Source organism: sulfur-oxidizing endosymbiont of Gigantopelta aegis (genome assembly GCF_016097415.1).
Classification (GTDB): Bacteria; Pseudomonadota; Gammaproteobacteria; order GRL18; family GRL18; genus GRL18.
Genome location: NZ_JAEHGE010000001.1, coordinates 3442203 through 3458026, shown reverse-complemented (window position 1 = coordinate 3458026; position 15824 = coordinate 3442203). Strand labels below are relative to the sequence as shown.

Annotated in this window: 13 protein-coding genes and 4 pseudogenes; 5 read left to right on the top strand and 12 right to left on the bottom strand. The window is 39.5% G+C overall.

The genetic code is table 11. The features are described 5' to 3' along the window. Positions 1–50: 50 nt before the first annotated feature. Positions 51–1537 (top strand): annotated as a pseudogene (locus JEU79_RS17715) (ISKra4 family transposase). A 327-nt stretch (positions 1538–1864) separates the two neighbouring features. Here JEU79_RS17715 and JEU79_RS17710 read toward each other — a convergent pair. The 10 genes and pseudogenes from JEU79_RS17710 to miaB all read right to left on the bottom strand — a co-directional run bounded on the left by JEU79_RS17710 (position 1865) and on the right by miaB (position 12004). Next, positions 1865–3025 (bottom strand): annotated as a pseudogene (locus tag JEU79_RS17710) (IS3 family transposase). Positions 3026–3123: 98 nt separating this feature from the next. Continuing rightward, positions 3124–3933 carry an ABC transporter ATP-binding protein gene (locus tag JEU79_RS17705; protein WP_198265175.1) on the bottom strand — a complete coding sequence of 270 codons (810 nt, stop codon included), beginning with the start codon at positions 3931–3933 and terminating at the stop codon, positions 3124–3126. A gap of 2 nt (positions 3934–3935) precedes the next feature. Further along, positions 3936–5066: an MlaE family ABC transporter permease gene (locus JEU79_RS17700; protein ID WP_198265174.1), complete on the bottom strand. Its 1131-nt coding sequence runs from the start codon at positions 5064–5066 to the stop codon at positions 3936–3938. A 106-nt stretch (positions 5067–5172) separates the two neighbouring features. After that, on the bottom strand, positions 5173–6195 hold the full coding sequence (locus JEU79_RS17695; RefSeq protein WP_198265173.1) for a hypothetical protein: 1023 nt from the start codon (positions 6193–6195) through the stop codon (positions 5173–5175). Beyond that, the gene (locus JEU79_RS17690) at positions 6180–6422 is read right to left on the bottom strand and encodes a hypothetical protein (protein ID WP_198265172.1); all 243 of its coding nucleotides are present in this window, start codon (positions 6420–6422) and stop codon (positions 6180–6182) included. The genes JEU79_RS17695 and JEU79_RS17690 overlap by 16 nt, the downstream gene beginning before the upstream one ends. A gap of 68 nt (positions 6423–6490) precedes the next feature. Further along, complete coding sequence (gene lnt, locus JEU79_RS17685; RefSeq protein WP_198265171.1) at positions 6491–8098, bottom strand: apolipoprotein N-acyltransferase; 1608 nt, start codon at positions 8096–8098, stop codon at positions 6491–6493. Positions 8099–8116: 18 nt separating this feature from the next. Next, entirely contained in the window at positions 8117–8989 is an 873-nt protein-coding gene (locus JEU79_RS17680; protein ID WP_198265170.1) for a CorC family transporter, read from the bottom strand. A 101-nt stretch (positions 8990–9090) separates the two neighbouring features. Further along, positions 9091–9603 (bottom strand): rRNA maturation RNase YbeY, encoded by a 513-nt coding sequence (ybeY, locus tag JEU79_RS17675; RefSeq protein WP_198265169.1) that lies wholly within the window; start codon positions 9601–9603, stop codon positions 9091–9093. Beyond that, positions 9600–10679: a PhoH family protein gene (locus tag JEU79_RS17670; RefSeq protein WP_198265168.1), complete on the bottom strand. Its 1080-nt coding sequence runs from the start codon at positions 10677–10679 to the stop codon at positions 9600–9602. The genes ybeY and JEU79_RS17670 overlap by 4 nt, the downstream gene beginning before the upstream one ends. Then, positions 10679–12004, bottom strand: coding sequence for a tRNA (N6-isopentenyl adenosine(37)-C2)-methylthiotransferase MiaB (gene miaB, locus JEU79_RS17665; protein ID WP_198266059.1), 1326 nt, complete (start codon positions 12002–12004; stop codon positions 10679–10681). Before miaB ends, JEU79_RS17670 begins: the two co-directional genes overlap by 1 nt. Before the next feature lie 523 nt (positions 12005–12527). Here miaB and JEU79_RS17660 point away from each other — a divergent pair. From JEU79_RS17660 to JEU79_RS17645, 4 genes and pseudogenes are all read left to right on the top strand, one after another. Then, entirely contained in the window at positions 12528–12740 is a 213-nt protein-coding gene (locus JEU79_RS17660; RefSeq protein WP_198265167.1) for a CopG family transcriptional regulator, read from the top strand. Next, positions 12734–13102, top strand: a complete 369-nt coding sequence (locus JEU79_RS17655) for a type II toxin-antitoxin system VapC family toxin (RefSeq protein ID WP_198265166.1) — start codon at positions 12734–12736, stop codon at positions 13100–13102. Before JEU79_RS17660 ends, JEU79_RS17655 begins: the two co-directional genes overlap by 7 nt. A 50-nt stretch (positions 13103–13152) precedes the next feature. After that, positions 13153–13230, top strand: a pseudogene (locus JEU79_RS28795) (transposase); the annotation flags it as partial. Between the two features lie 347 nt (positions 13231–13577). Continuing rightward, the gene (locus JEU79_RS17645) at positions 13578–14030 is read left to right on the top strand and encodes a hypothetical protein (protein WP_198265165.1); all 453 of its coding nucleotides are present in this window, start codon (positions 13578–13580) and stop codon (positions 14028–14030) included. A gap of 271 nt (positions 14031–14301) precedes the next feature. Here the strand turns inward: JEU79_RS17645 and JEU79_RS17640 are convergent, their stop codons facing one another. Both JEU79_RS17640 and JEU79_RS17635 read right to left on the bottom strand, forming a co-directional pair. Beyond that, complete coding sequence (locus JEU79_RS17640) at positions 14302–14859, bottom strand: transposase (protein ID WP_198265164.1); 558 nt, start codon at positions 14857–14859, stop codon at positions 14302–14304. A gap of 263 nt (positions 14860–15122) precedes the next feature. Beyond that, a pseudogene (locus JEU79_RS17635) lies at positions 15123–15644 on the bottom strand (tyrosine-type recombinase/integrase); the annotation flags it as partial. Between the last annotated feature and the right edge of the window lie 180 nt (positions 15645–15824).

Genomic DNA, 15824 nt, shown 5'->3' with positions numbered 1-15824 from the left:
ATTGTTTTATAAGCTTCTTAGTTTCATAACCCAATAAAAAGACCTCTCTCATGAACATAGCATACCTAAATTCAAACGATTATTCATTCTTTTTTGGTGCTCAGGATCAACTTGAACAGTTGATTAAACAATTACAAACAGATAAACATAAAAATTGTGAACATGGTGACATAGAAGATTTTATTAACAAGGAAGGTCAGGAAATTTTAAGACGACTACTGCAGGGCTGGCTAGATTTAAAAGCCGCCAACGAGGAAAAAAGAAGCTGTGTTAACACCGTTTCAGGAGACAAGCTGAATTATGTCCGTACAAACACCCATCGTTCGCTGAATAGTTTGTTTGGTCAGGTCACTGCCACCAGAAATGGTTATAGTCAAAGAAATAAAGACAGTTTATTTCCTATTGATGCTGAACTGAATTTATCAACTAACAGTTACAGTGATGGTATTTATTTCAGAGTGTCTAAAGAAGCCATTCGAGGTTCATTCGATGATGTCGTTGAAAGTATTGATAGTACAACTGCTGGTCATGTGCCCAAAAGACAGTGCCTCAATATAGTGAGAGATGTTGCTCAGGATTTTGAAGGTTTTTATAAGAAAAACGATTTATTGAACCCGAAAAAACATCAGATTTTCTGGTCTTAACCTTTGATGGAAAAGGGATAGTTATGCGACCTGAAGGTTTAAGAGAATGCACAAAGAAAAATGCCCAGAAGAATAAGAAGCTCAAAAGTCGTCTGAGTCAGGGAGAGAAAAAGACCGAAAACGTATGGCACAAGTGGCTGCCGTTTATACCGTACAATCTCATATTCGTGCTGCTGAATCTATTATGAAAGTAGCAGAAGATGATAATGTCGTTTCTTTTCGAACCCCCATTAGAAATAAGCGGGTTTGGGCGAGTGTTGAGCGAGAGGCAGAAACTGTTATTGAGGAAGCATTTCAGGAAGCACTACAAAGAGATCCAAAACAAAAGAGGGAATGGGTTATTTTAATTGATGGTTTACCTCACCAGATCAAACTCATCAAAAAAGTGATGAAGAAACTGAGCATCAAAGCAACTATTGTAATGGACTTTATCCATGTCTTGGAATATCTCTGAAAGCAGCTTGGTGCTTCTTTGATAAAGGTGACGAAGCGGTTGAGGAATGGATAGCTGAAAGAGCAGTCAAAATACTTAATGGCCATTGTTCACAAGTAGCCAAAGGGATCAGACTCAGTGCCACAAGACGGAAAATAGAAAGTAGAGAAAATATTGATAAATGTGCTGATTATTTACTAAAAAATAAAGAGCGGTTGCAGTATGGCATCGCATTAAAAGCGGGTTATCCTATTGCCAGTGGCGTTATTGAAGGTGCAGTCACCTCATTAATGACCGACTTGATATAACCGGTGCTCGTTGGAGTCTGCAGGGAGCAGAAGCAGTATTGAAATTACGCTCACTAAAATCCAGTGGTGACTTTGAAATGTATTGGAAGTTTTATAAGAAAATGTCAAAAAAAAGAAATTATGATTTTTTAGAGGTTAACAACTTTGGGTAATGAATTTTGTCGTTTTAAAGGAACTACACCCATATTATTGATGTGTCAACACTTTTCCGGACAGTTTTCTAAATATTTTTTGGCTGTTTCAAGTGATTTTTGTCATTTTGTATTTCCTATCATTTTAGTTTCTCATGTTAACTTTAAACAGATGAAGAGAAAGGGCTTTGCCCTCTGGAACGATAGAGCCGTTCCATTCACCCAAGGTATTTTCACAACGGTAATGATCCTGTTACAATATCTTCACGGCACAGGCTGAGGAGCCGATGGCCGTCAACGGTAATGGGCGGCATTTATGTCGCCTTTTACCCCCTTCAATCAATCGATTTAAGCTATTTCCTGCTGTATTTCATAATCGACTGGTGACAAATAATCATTAGCCGAATGAAGTCGCTCCCGATTATAAAATACCTCAATATATTCAAATATTGCCTGCTTTGCTTCTACTCTGGTTTTGAATCGACAATGGTGCGTCAATTCAGTTTTCAAACTATGAAAGAAGCTCTCTGATACAGCATTGTCCCAGCAATTTCCTTTGCGGCTCATAGACTGAATTATGTTATGATCCGACAATATTTTTCTATGACTATCAGAGGCATATTGGCTACCTCGGTCAGTATGCCAAAGCAATCCATCCATTGGTTTACGCTTCCATATGGCCATCAGTAAAGCATCATTGACTAGCTTGGCTTTCATTCGCTCATCCATCGACCAGCCAACAATTTGCCTAGAGAATAAGTCAATGACAACCGCTAAATATAACCAGCCTTCCTTGGTGGCAATATAGGTAATATCACCCACATAGTAGCGATCAGGTTGAGAGACAGTAAACTCTCTTTCCAGTAAATTTGGAGATATACGCTTATTATGCTTGGAATTAGTCGTCGCTTTAAAGCGTCTCTTCGTTTTACAAAACAAACCGGCTTTTTTCATTAATCGACCAATTCTCCGGCGGCTTATATGAACGCCTTTTTCAGCCAGTTTTCTTTTAAGACGACGGGTTCCATAAGTCTTGCGACTGTCTTCAAACAGTTTTTTAGCTGCTCAGTAAGCGCTTCATTTTCTTTCTCTCTATCCGTTTTAGGAGAGCTAACCCAATCATAATAGCAACTACGGGAAACATCCATAAAACGGCACAGAATCGTTACCGGGTAATCTTTAGCCTGATCAGTTATCCATGCGTACTTCACAAAGTTTCCCTTGCAAAGTACGCTGTGGCCTTTTTAATAAATCACGCTCCTGAATCACTTTTGCCAATTCTTTTTTCAGACGTTTTACTTCATCATAAATGTGTTCATCACTTCTATTGGCTACCGTCTTCACCGGTTTGGAATATTTACTGATCCAGGTATGTAGAGTATTTACATTAACACCTAGCTCCCTGGCAGTCTGAGAAACGGGTTGATCCGTCTCATTAGCTAATTTGACAGCTGATTCTTTAAATTCTGATGTATAGCTTTTGTTCGGTTTTTTTGTTTGATCATTCATTTTAGGTCACACTTTTTATCTTTTAGTTATTTTAAGTTGTGTGTCCGGTTAAGTATAGCCACATTATATTTTACTCATCGCTTCTTTCATAGTAAGATTCACAGTTTTACTCCTCTAGTGAGGAAAGCCTGAACTTGTTCATGATGATTATGGGTTAACATTTCCTTAGGATTGCCTCGGGCAATAATGGTTTTTTGTCCATGATCGAGAAAAATTGCATTGGTGGCAATGGAAAAAATACTGTCGAGTTCATGAGTCACTACCACCATTGTAATGCCCATACTGTCTTTTAATTCCAATAATAAATCATCTAATAATTTTGAGCTTAGGGGATCAAGTCCGGCTGAAGGCTCATCAAAAAATAAAATCGGTGGATCCATCGCCATCGCCCGCGCAATAGCCACCCGTTTTTGCATACCACCACTGATTTCCGAGGGATAATAATGTTCAAAGCCCTTTAGTCCCACCAGCGACAATTTAAAAGAGGCAATTTTACGAATTCTACTCGCACTGTATTGTGTGGTTTGTAACAACCTCAGTGAAACATTTTCTAGTAGGGTCATTGAACTGAACAGAGCGCCACCCTGAAACATGACGCCAAACTGCGTCATAATTTTTAATTGTACTGCTTCAGTTGCTTGCCACAAGCCATTGTGTAAATTATCGCAATGATAAAACACATCGCCCTTTAAGGGCTGATTTAAACCCGTCATAGCTCTCATTAGGGTGCTCTTACCACTACCACTATTGCCCATAATGACAAAAATATCATTACGCTTAACGGTAAAATTTAGATCCTGTTGAATGATATTGCCATCATAGCCCATAGTAAGATCTTCAACAATAATGGCATCTTCATACGAGCAATCTTTGGTGATGTGGGAGGAAATGATTGTCTGCTCTGTCATTATCAGATCCCCATCACACCATAGAGTACGGTTAAAATAGCCGCACTAATAAAGATAATCACCGTTGCAGTAACCACGGCAGCTGTCGTTGAAGCACCCACAGCCTCGGCACTTTTGCCACAGCTCATGCCTTTTTGACAACCGACGACCGCCACAATAACCCCAAAAACCGTGGCCATAAACACACCGGCAGCGACATCATTTAAGCCAACCGATTTTATCACTACATCAATATATTGCTCAAAGGTAATATTGAGCATGCCATAAGCGACTAAAGCACCACCCAGAATCCCCATGAAGTTGGCGTAAACGGCCAATAACGGCATCATCAGCATCATACCTATCATGCGGGGTAAGACCAGAAACTCCATCGGTGAGATACCCATGCTTTTTAATGCATCAATTTCTTCATTAACTTTCATGGTCCCCAATTGTGCCGCAAAAGCAGCCCCTGAACGTCCAGCCATAATAATCGCTGTAATAATAGCCGCAATCTCACGGGTCATCGCTACGCCAACCATATCGCCAATAAAAATTTCCGCGCCAAATTTTTCCAATTGCATGGCACCGATATAACCTAAAATAGCCCCGACAAGAAAATTAAGCAGACTCACAATAGGCATGGCTTCAGCACCTGTTTGCTGCATAATGAGCCAAGTATCAGAAGAACGATAAATTGCTTTACCTCTGAGCATGGCCCAAAAAGCCACACCCGCATCACGAATAAAGTGAATCACTTCACCCACTTCTTTCACCGATGCCAGGGTATTACTACCTACATTGTGCAAAAAAGAGGTGTTTTTAGCGGGTGGTGCATCACCTAGTCTAGGCGGGATTTTCGTGGATAATTTGATCAGGCGAACCATTTCTAAGGGAAGCTGCGAGACATCAAATTTAGTTTGCTTTTTGTCACAAAGCTCGCTCAGGGATAAAACCATGGTCAATAAGGCTGAGTTCCAAGCACTGACCTCTGTCATACAAATGCTGACTTTATTCAACTCTGAATTTTGCTTAAATTGTTGCAACACTTCATCATCAAAGTGCTCAGGAAATTCAGCATCCCGCAGCCAATTACCCTGCAATTTGATTGCAAGCGTCGAGTCTTGATAAGAAAAATGAAATGTTGGTGCCAAACCGTCCACAGCATACCTGTATTATTAATGAATACTAATTTATGATTATAGCCGAGAAAATAAAAACTTACGAACTTTCAAATTTTCACAGGCTTGATGGCAGAACTTATGGTTTATCCACGCAGACTGTAAATTTAAGATGGTGCAGCTCGGTATCAATATTTTCCCAGCCCGTGGTTTTAAAGCCCACATTACCAAACTGACCCGGAATGTTTTCCGGCATATCAATTTCATCCTGAGCATCTTTTAAATATAATTGTGAATGAATAGGAAAGTCATCCGGTATTTCCAGACGCACAGCAAAATTTCCTAAGTCACTACTCAAAGCAAACTGTTGCTCAGGAAGCCCATTAAAAGCGATTTTATCGGCTGAATCATAGCCATTAACCGGCAGAATTAAGTTTGCCTGCTCAGCCAGCACTTTTAAAGCAGGTCGCTCTGCACTATCGTCCCAATCCATTGTCGTCAGGGTGATGAGATCGCTAAAAAAAAATGATAAATTAAATGGGATATCAATCATGCTATTCATCACAAAGCCATCAGGCATCATGACATAATCAATATACAAAGCGGGGCTTTTTAATTTCCATAAGACTTTAACATGATTTTCAGTGCGTCGAATGACCCGTAAAGGGCCTTCTTTAACCGCAATCAATTGAGAATCATAGTCATCATCAGTACGTTTGAATGCAAAGCCTAAAAAGCGTCCAAGGTGACGAATTTTCATGGTGTCTGTTACATCAGGACTCCAAAGATTCTCCTGATCTTCACTCGCAGATAAACGCCAATGAAAAGCATTCAGTAAAAACGGCTTCTCTTGGGAAAAACTCATTTTATACAACAAACTTGTCAGTGTATCGCTATGCTGATTATATTCAATGTCATTCGATAGCTCTTGACCACTTTTTACTGGGGACACTTCTTTGGACAAAAAAGAGGTTTTTTCATTCCGTGGGTCGATGGCAATATAAATCCAACCACCTCTTCCACTCTCATCTGAAGTTTGCAGAATTTGTACTTCAATTAGCTCAATAGGTTTTAATACTTCCAAACCTGTTTCAATGCGTTGTCCTAAATCTTTTTTTCTAAAAACGAATTCATCTTGCTTGCTTATTAGCGTTCTAGGCAAAGCATTTTTATTGATTTCAGCCAGTATATAACGTCCTTGCTCATCTTTTTGATCAAGCTGAAAAAGTACTGAATATATTTTTTTTGCTGACGGTTTAATAGCGCAATATGATTCAAAGGCACATTCAATAGAGCTGGAATATCCTCCCCACTAAGCACTAATAAACTCTGTTGGCTAGTACATACCGCATCAAGTTCAACTTGATATGATGCAATTATTTTTGCCATCGCAGGGTTGGAGACTAAAAGCACTAACAGACTCAGACATAAGTTAATATTTATCATCCGATAAAATATCAGCCTCTCGTTTGTCTGAACATTACAAGAGCAGCAATAATAAACAATAAAATAATGGGATGATTACCCCAAAAAACATAGGGTGTCGTGCCCGTTCTCGGCTGAATCTTGCCTTTAACCACCGCTGCTTTAAATTGCGGCCCTTGGACTAAAACTTTGCCGCTGGCATCAATCAATGCAGAAATACCACTAGTGGTACTGCGAATTAAATCACGACTGGTTTCCAAGGCTCGCATACGTGACATCTCTAAATGTTGATGTGGTGCAAATGAATCACCATACCAGCCATTATTAGACAAGTTGATCATAAATTGTGATTGGGGAATTTGTTGCATCATATCCTGTGGAAAAACATCTTCATAACAAATCGTCACTACCGCCTTATGTCCCTTGACCGTCACCGCATCTTGATCGGCTTCACCAGCACTAAAGCTTGACATCGGCATATTAAAGAACTTCACAATGCCACGAATGAGTGATGCCAAAGGCACATATTCACCAAAAGGCACGAGATGGGTTTTATAATAATAACTTTGCTGACCACCAAAATTGGTCATGGCATTGTAATATTGCTCGGTTTTATCATCAAAAACCGGCAAGCCAACGACCAGTTCCGTATTCGTTTTTCGTGCTTGCAAATCCAAGTGATGATAGAAGTTATTTTCCAGGGTATGATAAAACACCGGGATGGCATTTTCTGGCCAGACAATCAGGTCATTATCCTGCCAATGTGGCTTGCTTAATGCCACATAAAGTTTTTTAGTCGCTTCTAATTGCTGACGATTCCATTTGACTGATTGGTTGACATTGCCCTGAATTAAAGCGACCGATAAAGGTTCATCTACAGGCTTGGACCATTGAATCTGCCCTAATAACACCCCACCAATAATAATTAAAGCCATACCTGACACACTCACAATAGGCTTAATTCTCAAGCTCAATAACATGGCTACAAGTAATACCAGAAAAGATAGGCCATAAACACCCACCACAGGCGCATACCCCGACAAGGGTGTATCGATCATGGGATAGCCTGCAAGCAACCAGGGAAAGCCCGTGAGCACCCAACTGCGTAGCCATTCAAATAACACCCAAAGCAAAGGCACATAAAACAATATCAGGCTTGTATCATGTCTGCCTTGTAACTTTTTAGTGGTGTTAAAAACACTCCAGGCAAAAAAGCCGTAAAACACGGATAGAATCAGAACAAATAAACTGGTAAATAACACCGCCAAAGACCAATGTGCTGCACCAAAATCATGTATAGCAACATAAACCCATGACACGCCCACGCCAAAAAAAGCAGTGCCAAACACCCAGCCCTTATAAAAAGCCTCTTTGGCTGAATGGCTATGTAATATTTGATAGACAAATAAACTGATGGGGAAAAAAAGTAGATAGGCCAAAAATGGGTATTGGACATTAAATGGCGCAAAGGATAAGGGAATGATTGCTCCCAGCAAGGCCGCTAAAAACCAGGACGACCACCCCTTTGTGAGTACAACCAGCCATTGCTGTGGTAAAAACTCAAGCAGACTCGCTCGCGAACAATAAGAGTCAACAGGGTAAGAAGCGGGCAGAGGCATGGTATTCCTTTTAGTCATCATTCCCTATACCCATGACACTTAAGAGGAGCGACCTGTGACGGCAATACGGATCACTCTGAGACTATGAATCCGCCGGTGATCGGCACGACTGATCTTAAAACGAAAATTGCCTAGCTCAATTTCTTCACCACGCTGTGGCATGTGACCAAAGGCATTCATAATAATACCGCCGATGGTGTCGAATTTGTCATTTCTAAAGTCAGACTTAAAAAAGGCGTTAAATTCATCAATTTCAGTGAGCGCCTGAACGGTATAAATGCCTTCGCCATGAGAGCTGATATTGCTGTCTTCTTCGACATCATGCTCATCTTCAATTTCGCCGACAATTTCTTCCAATACATCTTCAATTGTTACTAGGCCCGCAACGCCACCATATTCATCGACCACCAAGGCCATGTGATTACGATTTGCCCGAAAATCCCTCAACAGAACATTAAGACGCTTACTTTCTGGAATGAACACCGCTGGTCGCATATATTCTTTTAAGTCCAAAGAATGATGATCTTCCTTAGCAAAGAAATTAAGCATATCTTTCGCCAGAATAATGCCTTCAACATCGTCACGATTGTCACCAATGACAGGAAAGCGTGAATGTGCGGAGTCAATAATGCAGGCAAGAATATCATCCGCATTGGCATCGCGTTCAATAACGGTCATTTGTGAGCGTGGAACCATGACTTCACGCACTTGCATGTCCGTCACTTCCATCACCCCTTCGATCATGGAGAGGGTTTCATTACTAATGATATTACGCGACTGAACATCACGCAGTATTTCCATTAAACGTGATTTATCACTGATTTCGCCAATCAAGGTGTTGCCAATCCATTGTAATAGCTTTCGACCCCTACTTTTCAATGCAGAGGCCTTACTGGGTCGTTCTTCTTTCATAATTTCGTATAAACCGGTTCTTGTCTGTGTCTTATCAATGATGGGTAATTCTACATGAGCCTATAGAAACATGCAAAATCAGCGGTATTCAAGGTGGGTAGTTATAAATAAGGATTAGCAATCTCAAGCTGTTGCAGGATTTTCACTTCCAATGCTTCCATGATTTCTGCTTCATCATCCTCAATATGATCATAGCCTTTGAGGTGCAATAAGCCATGAATAACCATGTGCGCCCAATGTGCCTCAAGGAGTTTATTTTGTGCGGCTGCTTCTTCTATAACAATATCATGACAAATCACTATATCACCCAATAAAGGCAATTGAACTTCCAAAGGAATAGCCATCGGGGAGTCGAAGGATAAATCTTCGTAGGGAAAAGACAGTACATTGGTCGGTTTATCAATGTGTCGATAAGTATCATTCAAAGCACGAATTTCTTCTTTATCAACAACCCGAATGGTTAACTCATACTCATCATCCAAAGGCAGTGACACCGATTCTGCTTCGATAATCAAAGCTTGTCTAAGCCATGCTTCCATTTTACTTTGTACCGGAATGCTATCAGAAGAAACGATAGTTTGCAGATCCAGATACAGGCTAAAGTCATCACTCATCGGTCTGAACGTCTGGCTTTGCTATGGTGGTCACTTCTATAGTTATTTTTTGAGTGATCTTTTTCTTCGAGTTTGGCTTGTAATTGGTCATTTTTTTCATAGGCATCAACAATACGTTGCACTAAAACATGGCGTACCACATCTTTGGAATTGAAAAAGGTGAAGTTAACGCCTTTCACTTTTGCCAACACTTCAATCACATGCTTTAAGCCTGATGGACGACCACCGGGTAAATCAATCTGGGTGATATCACCAGTGATAATAGCCGTTGAGCCAAAACCAATACGGGTCAGAAACATCTTCATTTGCTCCTGAGTGGTATTTTGTGCCTCATCCAGAATAATAAAGGATTCATTGAGACTACGACCACGCATAAAGGCTAATGGCGCAACTTCAATCACATTGCGTTCAATTAATTTACTGACTTTCTCAAAGCCTAACATCTCATATAAGGCATCATAAAGTGGACGTAAGTAGGGATCGATTTTCTGCGATAGATCACCCGGCAAAAAACCCAGATTTTCTCCTGCTTCCACCGCAGGGCGGGTTAGAATAATACGTCGAACTTCATCACGTTCCAAGGCCTGAACCGCACAGGCAACCGCTAAAAAGGTTTTTCCCGTACCGGCAGGACCAATACCAAAGCTGATATCATGTTGTAAAACACCGCGTAAATAACTCAGTTGATTGGTACCGCGTGGTTTAATTAAACTACGCCCCGCTAAAATTGAAATATCATCAATTTGCTCACCATTTGGTTCGAGCTTATGCGCCTTAGCCGTGTCTTTTAGCTGTGCTTCAATGCCTGATTCTTGTAAGAACAAATGCACCCTCTGCGGGTCAAGAATACCATTAGCACTTTCTTCATAAAGGATTTCTAAGACCGAAATTGCCGCATCCCTGTCTTTGGGCTTGCCGGTTATTTTAAAACGGTTACTGCGGTTGGCAATTTGTACAGCCAAACGTCGTTCAATTAAACGTAAGTGTTCATCTAATTGACCACAAAGATTCACCAAACGGTGATTATCCACGGGTTCCAGCACCAATTGTGCTGAACTTGTTTCTATTTTCGTCATTAAACCAACTCACCCCGTAATGAATTACTATAAACCGCAGTAATTTTGACTGGGATAATATGACCAATTAAATCCTGCCCTTGTGGATCAAAATTCACCACCCTATTATTTTCAGTACGCCCTGATACTTCAGCCTTGTCTTTTTTGGAAATACCATGTATTAATACTTGTTGCACGCTACCCACCATTTCTTGTGAATACTCATGGGCAAATTCATTGATACGTGCCTGCAACTGACTCAGACGTTCTTTTTTCACCGCCATGGGTACATCATCCGGCAAAGCAGAGGCTGGTGTTCCCGGTCTGGGGCTATAGATAAAGCTAAAGCTCTGGTCAAAACGTACATCATCAATGAGTTTCATCGTGGCCTGAAAATCTGCTTCCGTTTCACCGGGGAAGCCAATAATGAAGTCGGAGGATATGTAAATATCCGGTCTCGCCTCACGGATACGACGAATCTTACTCTTATATTCTAAAGCGGTATGGCCGCGTTTCATCATGCTCAACACACGATCCGAGCCACTTTGTACCGGCAAATGCAGGAAACTAACCAGTTCAGGCACTTCACGATAGACATCTACTAAGGAGTCGGAGAATTCATTGGGGTGTGAGGTGGTGTAACGGATTCGCTGTATGCCTTCTATCTGGGCAATATAGTGTATCAGCATCGCTAAATCAGCAATATCACCCTCATGGGTTTCACCACGATAGGCATTAACGTTTTGGCCTAATAAATTGACTTCAATAACGCCCTGCCCCGCTAAGGAAGCAATTTCAGCAATCACATCATCCAAAGGACGGGAGATTTCTTCACCACGGGTATAAGGTACCACGCAGAAAGTACAGTATTTACTACAGCCTTCCATAACCGAGACAAAGGCACTAGGTCCATCGGCGCGTGGCTCGGGTAAATTGTCAAATTTTTCAATTTCGGGAAAAGAGACATCAATCACAGGCTTATGAATGGTCGAGACTTCATTCAGCATTTGCGGTAAACGGTGCAGAGTCTGAGGACCAAACACCAAGTCTACATAAGGTGCACGCTCACGAATCAACTCCCCTTCCTGACTGGCAACACAACCCCCTACTCCAATAACAATATTAGGATTGAGTTCTTTTAACTGGCGAAAGCGACCTAATAAGGAAAACACTTTTTCCTGAGCTTTTTCTCTTATAGAACAAGTATTTAACAATAAAATATCGGCATCTTTAGGTTCTTGCACCTGCACTACACCATGGGATTCACGCAATACGTCAGCCATTTTAGCCGAGTCATACTCGTTCATCTGGCAACCAAAGGTTTGAATATACAACTTACCGGGCATCAGTATGCTTCCCCACATAATGTGATATAAATAAATGATTTAGAAGCGCGAAAAATAACACATTTCGAGCTTTTTTACCATTTTAGAGTGCGTTTTTCAGCACAAACTGGTGAAGTCCTATAAGCGCCATCCATTAGTCCATTTGAAACTTTTTAGACAAAGACTCAGCTTAGCGAATACGTACACGTAAATTTGGTTCTTCAATTTCATGAGTACTATTAGAGTACAACGTTGTATAGGTATCAGAAGATTATCTCTCCAATAAAACGGGACAACAGTCCATGAAACCATTGTGTTTAGGCCAAAAACATAATATTTACTAAAAAAACGTCATTTTGATCAATTAATAAAAACTGCTAAACTAAAATCAGCTTTTTTGATACAAATAATAGTTTAAAACCTGTCTTTTCAGGTCATTTAGCGCATTTTAGGTGCGCCAATTTAACATAATTGGCATTAAATGCAGTTGAAGGCATATAACATTAAGCATATACTATATAGATATCATATATCGGTAAAAATTATGAAAACATTAGTTGATATACCCGAAGGTCAAATACACTCTCTATCCGAGCTGTGTGATAAATTCAGCATTTCCAGAGCCGAAGCTATTCGTAGAGCTATTGATTTATTTGTTAAAAATAATAAACAGCCTCATATTGATGCCTTTGGAGCATGGAAAAATAAAAGTGACGATGGGCTTAGCTATCAAGAAAAACTTAGGGATGAATGGTGAAAGCTTTATTTGATACCTGTATTCTTATTGATTATCTAAATGGCATTCAATCAGCCAAAGATGAGATTGAATTATTCAAAGATAAAGCAGTAAGCACAATCACATGGATGGAAGTAATGGTAGGTGGGGACAAAAACCCTCATATTAATATTGAACAATGGCTGTCTCAAACTTTTACGACAATCAATCTGGATCAGCCTATCAGTATTAAAGCTGTTGAAATAAGAAAAAACAGAAAAATAAAACTACCCGATGCAATTATTCATGCGACTGCATTAGTTTCCGAACGACTACTGGTCACCAGAAACACTAAAGATTTTTCAGAATACGATCCAACCGTCAGGATACCCTACAACATTTAACATAACTTCTGATTCTAAAAAGACAGTTTTCCAAAACCCATAAATGCTTGCGTGGTCAACTGGGTGTGACGTGTGTTTTGCATACCTGGGGGCAAAATTTACAGCAACATATCCATCTGCATTGCCTCACAGTAAATGTATACTTGTCAACCGTTACAATAATAATTTCCTGTTAACTGCTGCATAGTTTGTTTCGTTAAGAACTTCCTTATCCATAATAAATAATTATTCCACCCAATGAGCATCAGTTAAGGCCACCCATCATTTGATATCAAATGATGGGTGGCCTTAACCATGTTCTGTTTTAGGTCAAAAACTATCAAAATTCGAACTTAAAACATTGTCCATTTTTTTTACACATTAAAGATTCATTAAATACTAAATTTTCTTTATCCAATTGAAAATAAAGAAATAAATATTATTGGCATAATTAATGCTTTTTTTTAATAACTATATATAAATTAAGGATTATCGTATGAAAATGAATCAAAAACTAATTTTACTCACCCTATTTTTTTTAGCTATTTCTGTTAACTCTAAGGCCACATTAATCACTTTTGATGATCGAGCGGTTTTTGAAAGTTTTGTTACAAATTTTACCATTGATGGCCTTGATAATATTCATCAAGGAAATTATTTATCTGGTATTAATCGCGGAAGCTATAAATTCACAACATCTGTATATGGATGCGTAAACAATTTTGATTGTGGAAATAATACTTCTCAAGGATTTAATCCCAACTACCTATCAACAAGTGGCAGTGGCACTTTTGAGTTTGATAGTGGAATTAATGCTTTTGGTTTGGATTTTGGCGTTTATGATGGTTCTAATTATGGTTCTAATTTATTGGCTAAAATTACTTTAAATGCACAATCCAGAAATACTAAAGCCATTATAGGGGATGGAACAAGTAATTTTTTGGGATAGTTGATACGGCCAATACTTTTAAAACAGTTTCCTACAGCAGGCTAGCAAGTGCAATTGATGGAAATAGAATTCTACCGTTAGGTTCTGGTGGAATAATTGATAATGTCACTTATGGTCTCATTAATACAGTATCTGCTGTACCTGTACCTACACCAGCGACAATTTGGTTGTTTGCTTCAGGCATTTTAGGCTTAATTGGAGCAACTAGAAGAAAGCATCAGTTAAGGCCACCCATCATTTGATATCAAATGATGGGTGGCCAAAACCATGTTCATGATCCGCATAAGCCGTTGAACTTTTTACGATTAATTTTATAACATTTCAATCTTAATGCATTACGAATTTGACGACTGCCATAGAATGGATGTTTTGTGTACAACTCATCAATCAAATTCATTAATGTTAAATCTTTATTTTGCAGAGGCTTTTTAGGTTGATAGTAATAGCTTGAACGGTTCAGGCCGATAAGCTCACATTGTTTTTTGATGCTCAACTGAGGGTGCTCTTTTTCTATGCAACACCGCTTTTCTGCTCTACTCAGTTGAACATCTTCAACTTTTTTTGACAGCCAGTCAGCCTCTACTTTTAGTTGACCTATTTGGCTGTACAGGTGTTCTTTTTCCTTTTCATGTTCAGCATCTTTATTCTCTAATTTTTTTGAAAAAGTATCGGCTGCACCATCAAGCATCTGCTTTTTCCAGCTATTGACCTGGGTGGTGTGCACTTCAAATTCTGACGCAATTTCTGCGACTGTTTTTTGACCTTTCAAAGCCTCAATGGCTACTTTTGCTTTAAATTTGTTGTTGAATGTTTTTCTTTTTGTGCTCATTTTTTGTTCCCCGTTAGGTTAGCTCTTATATCTTAACCTATTGTCCAGTTTTCGGGGTCCACTATAGTATCTGAAAGACTGATTTGTTGGCTTCTTGGGGTGGACATTTGATTAACTCCATTTAATCGGGATGACAGCTGAATGGAAAGTATAGAATATAAACGTACAATATTCAAGTAATGCTATCCCATGAGCATTTGTTTCAGCTTATTATTTGTATTACACTGGGTTTAGATCATGGGTGGCCAAGACTCCGGTCTGGTAGGCAAGGGAACCAGTCGGTCTTTATTGCCTTTGGCATTGCGAATATGTACTCGACAATTGATGGCATCAATATCGCCTACTTGTAAACGAAGCCCTTCACCCAATCGAAGTCCCATGCTGTACAAGGTGAAGAACAATACACGATAACTGAGTTTGCGAGTTGAAAGAAAAAGTTTATTGGCTTCATCAATGGTGATAATGTCTGGGATACGAACGATTTTAGGTGGCTTAATAATAGGAATATCAACCCAATTTCTCTTCAAAACATGAATATAAAAGAATTTTAAACCATAGAGATCAAGCTTTACGGCACTCCAAGAAAGCCGTTCTAGAAGTGCATGAAAGTAGTCGATGAGTTGGTTTTCAGTCAGATTGTTTAGTTTTCCATTAAAATACTCACCAATTCGTCGAATGGCACGGGAGTATGCATCAATGGTTTTGGGTTGCAGGCCTTTAAGTTTTAAATGTTTGCAGTGTAATGCATAATATTGCTTGAATTGTTTATTATTTGGTGTTTTCATTAGGTTGTAACCTCTGTTATTTGAAGAGATCACACAAACCTGCTTATTGGTGTAAGCGGTAATTTATGAGGTTACACTAAATTAGAGTGATGAGCTGTTTTCTCCGCGATAGCGGTTCGTCCAACAATACGCTACAGCTGACAGTCAAAAGCGTCGCGATTTTTGCGAAGCAAAAATACG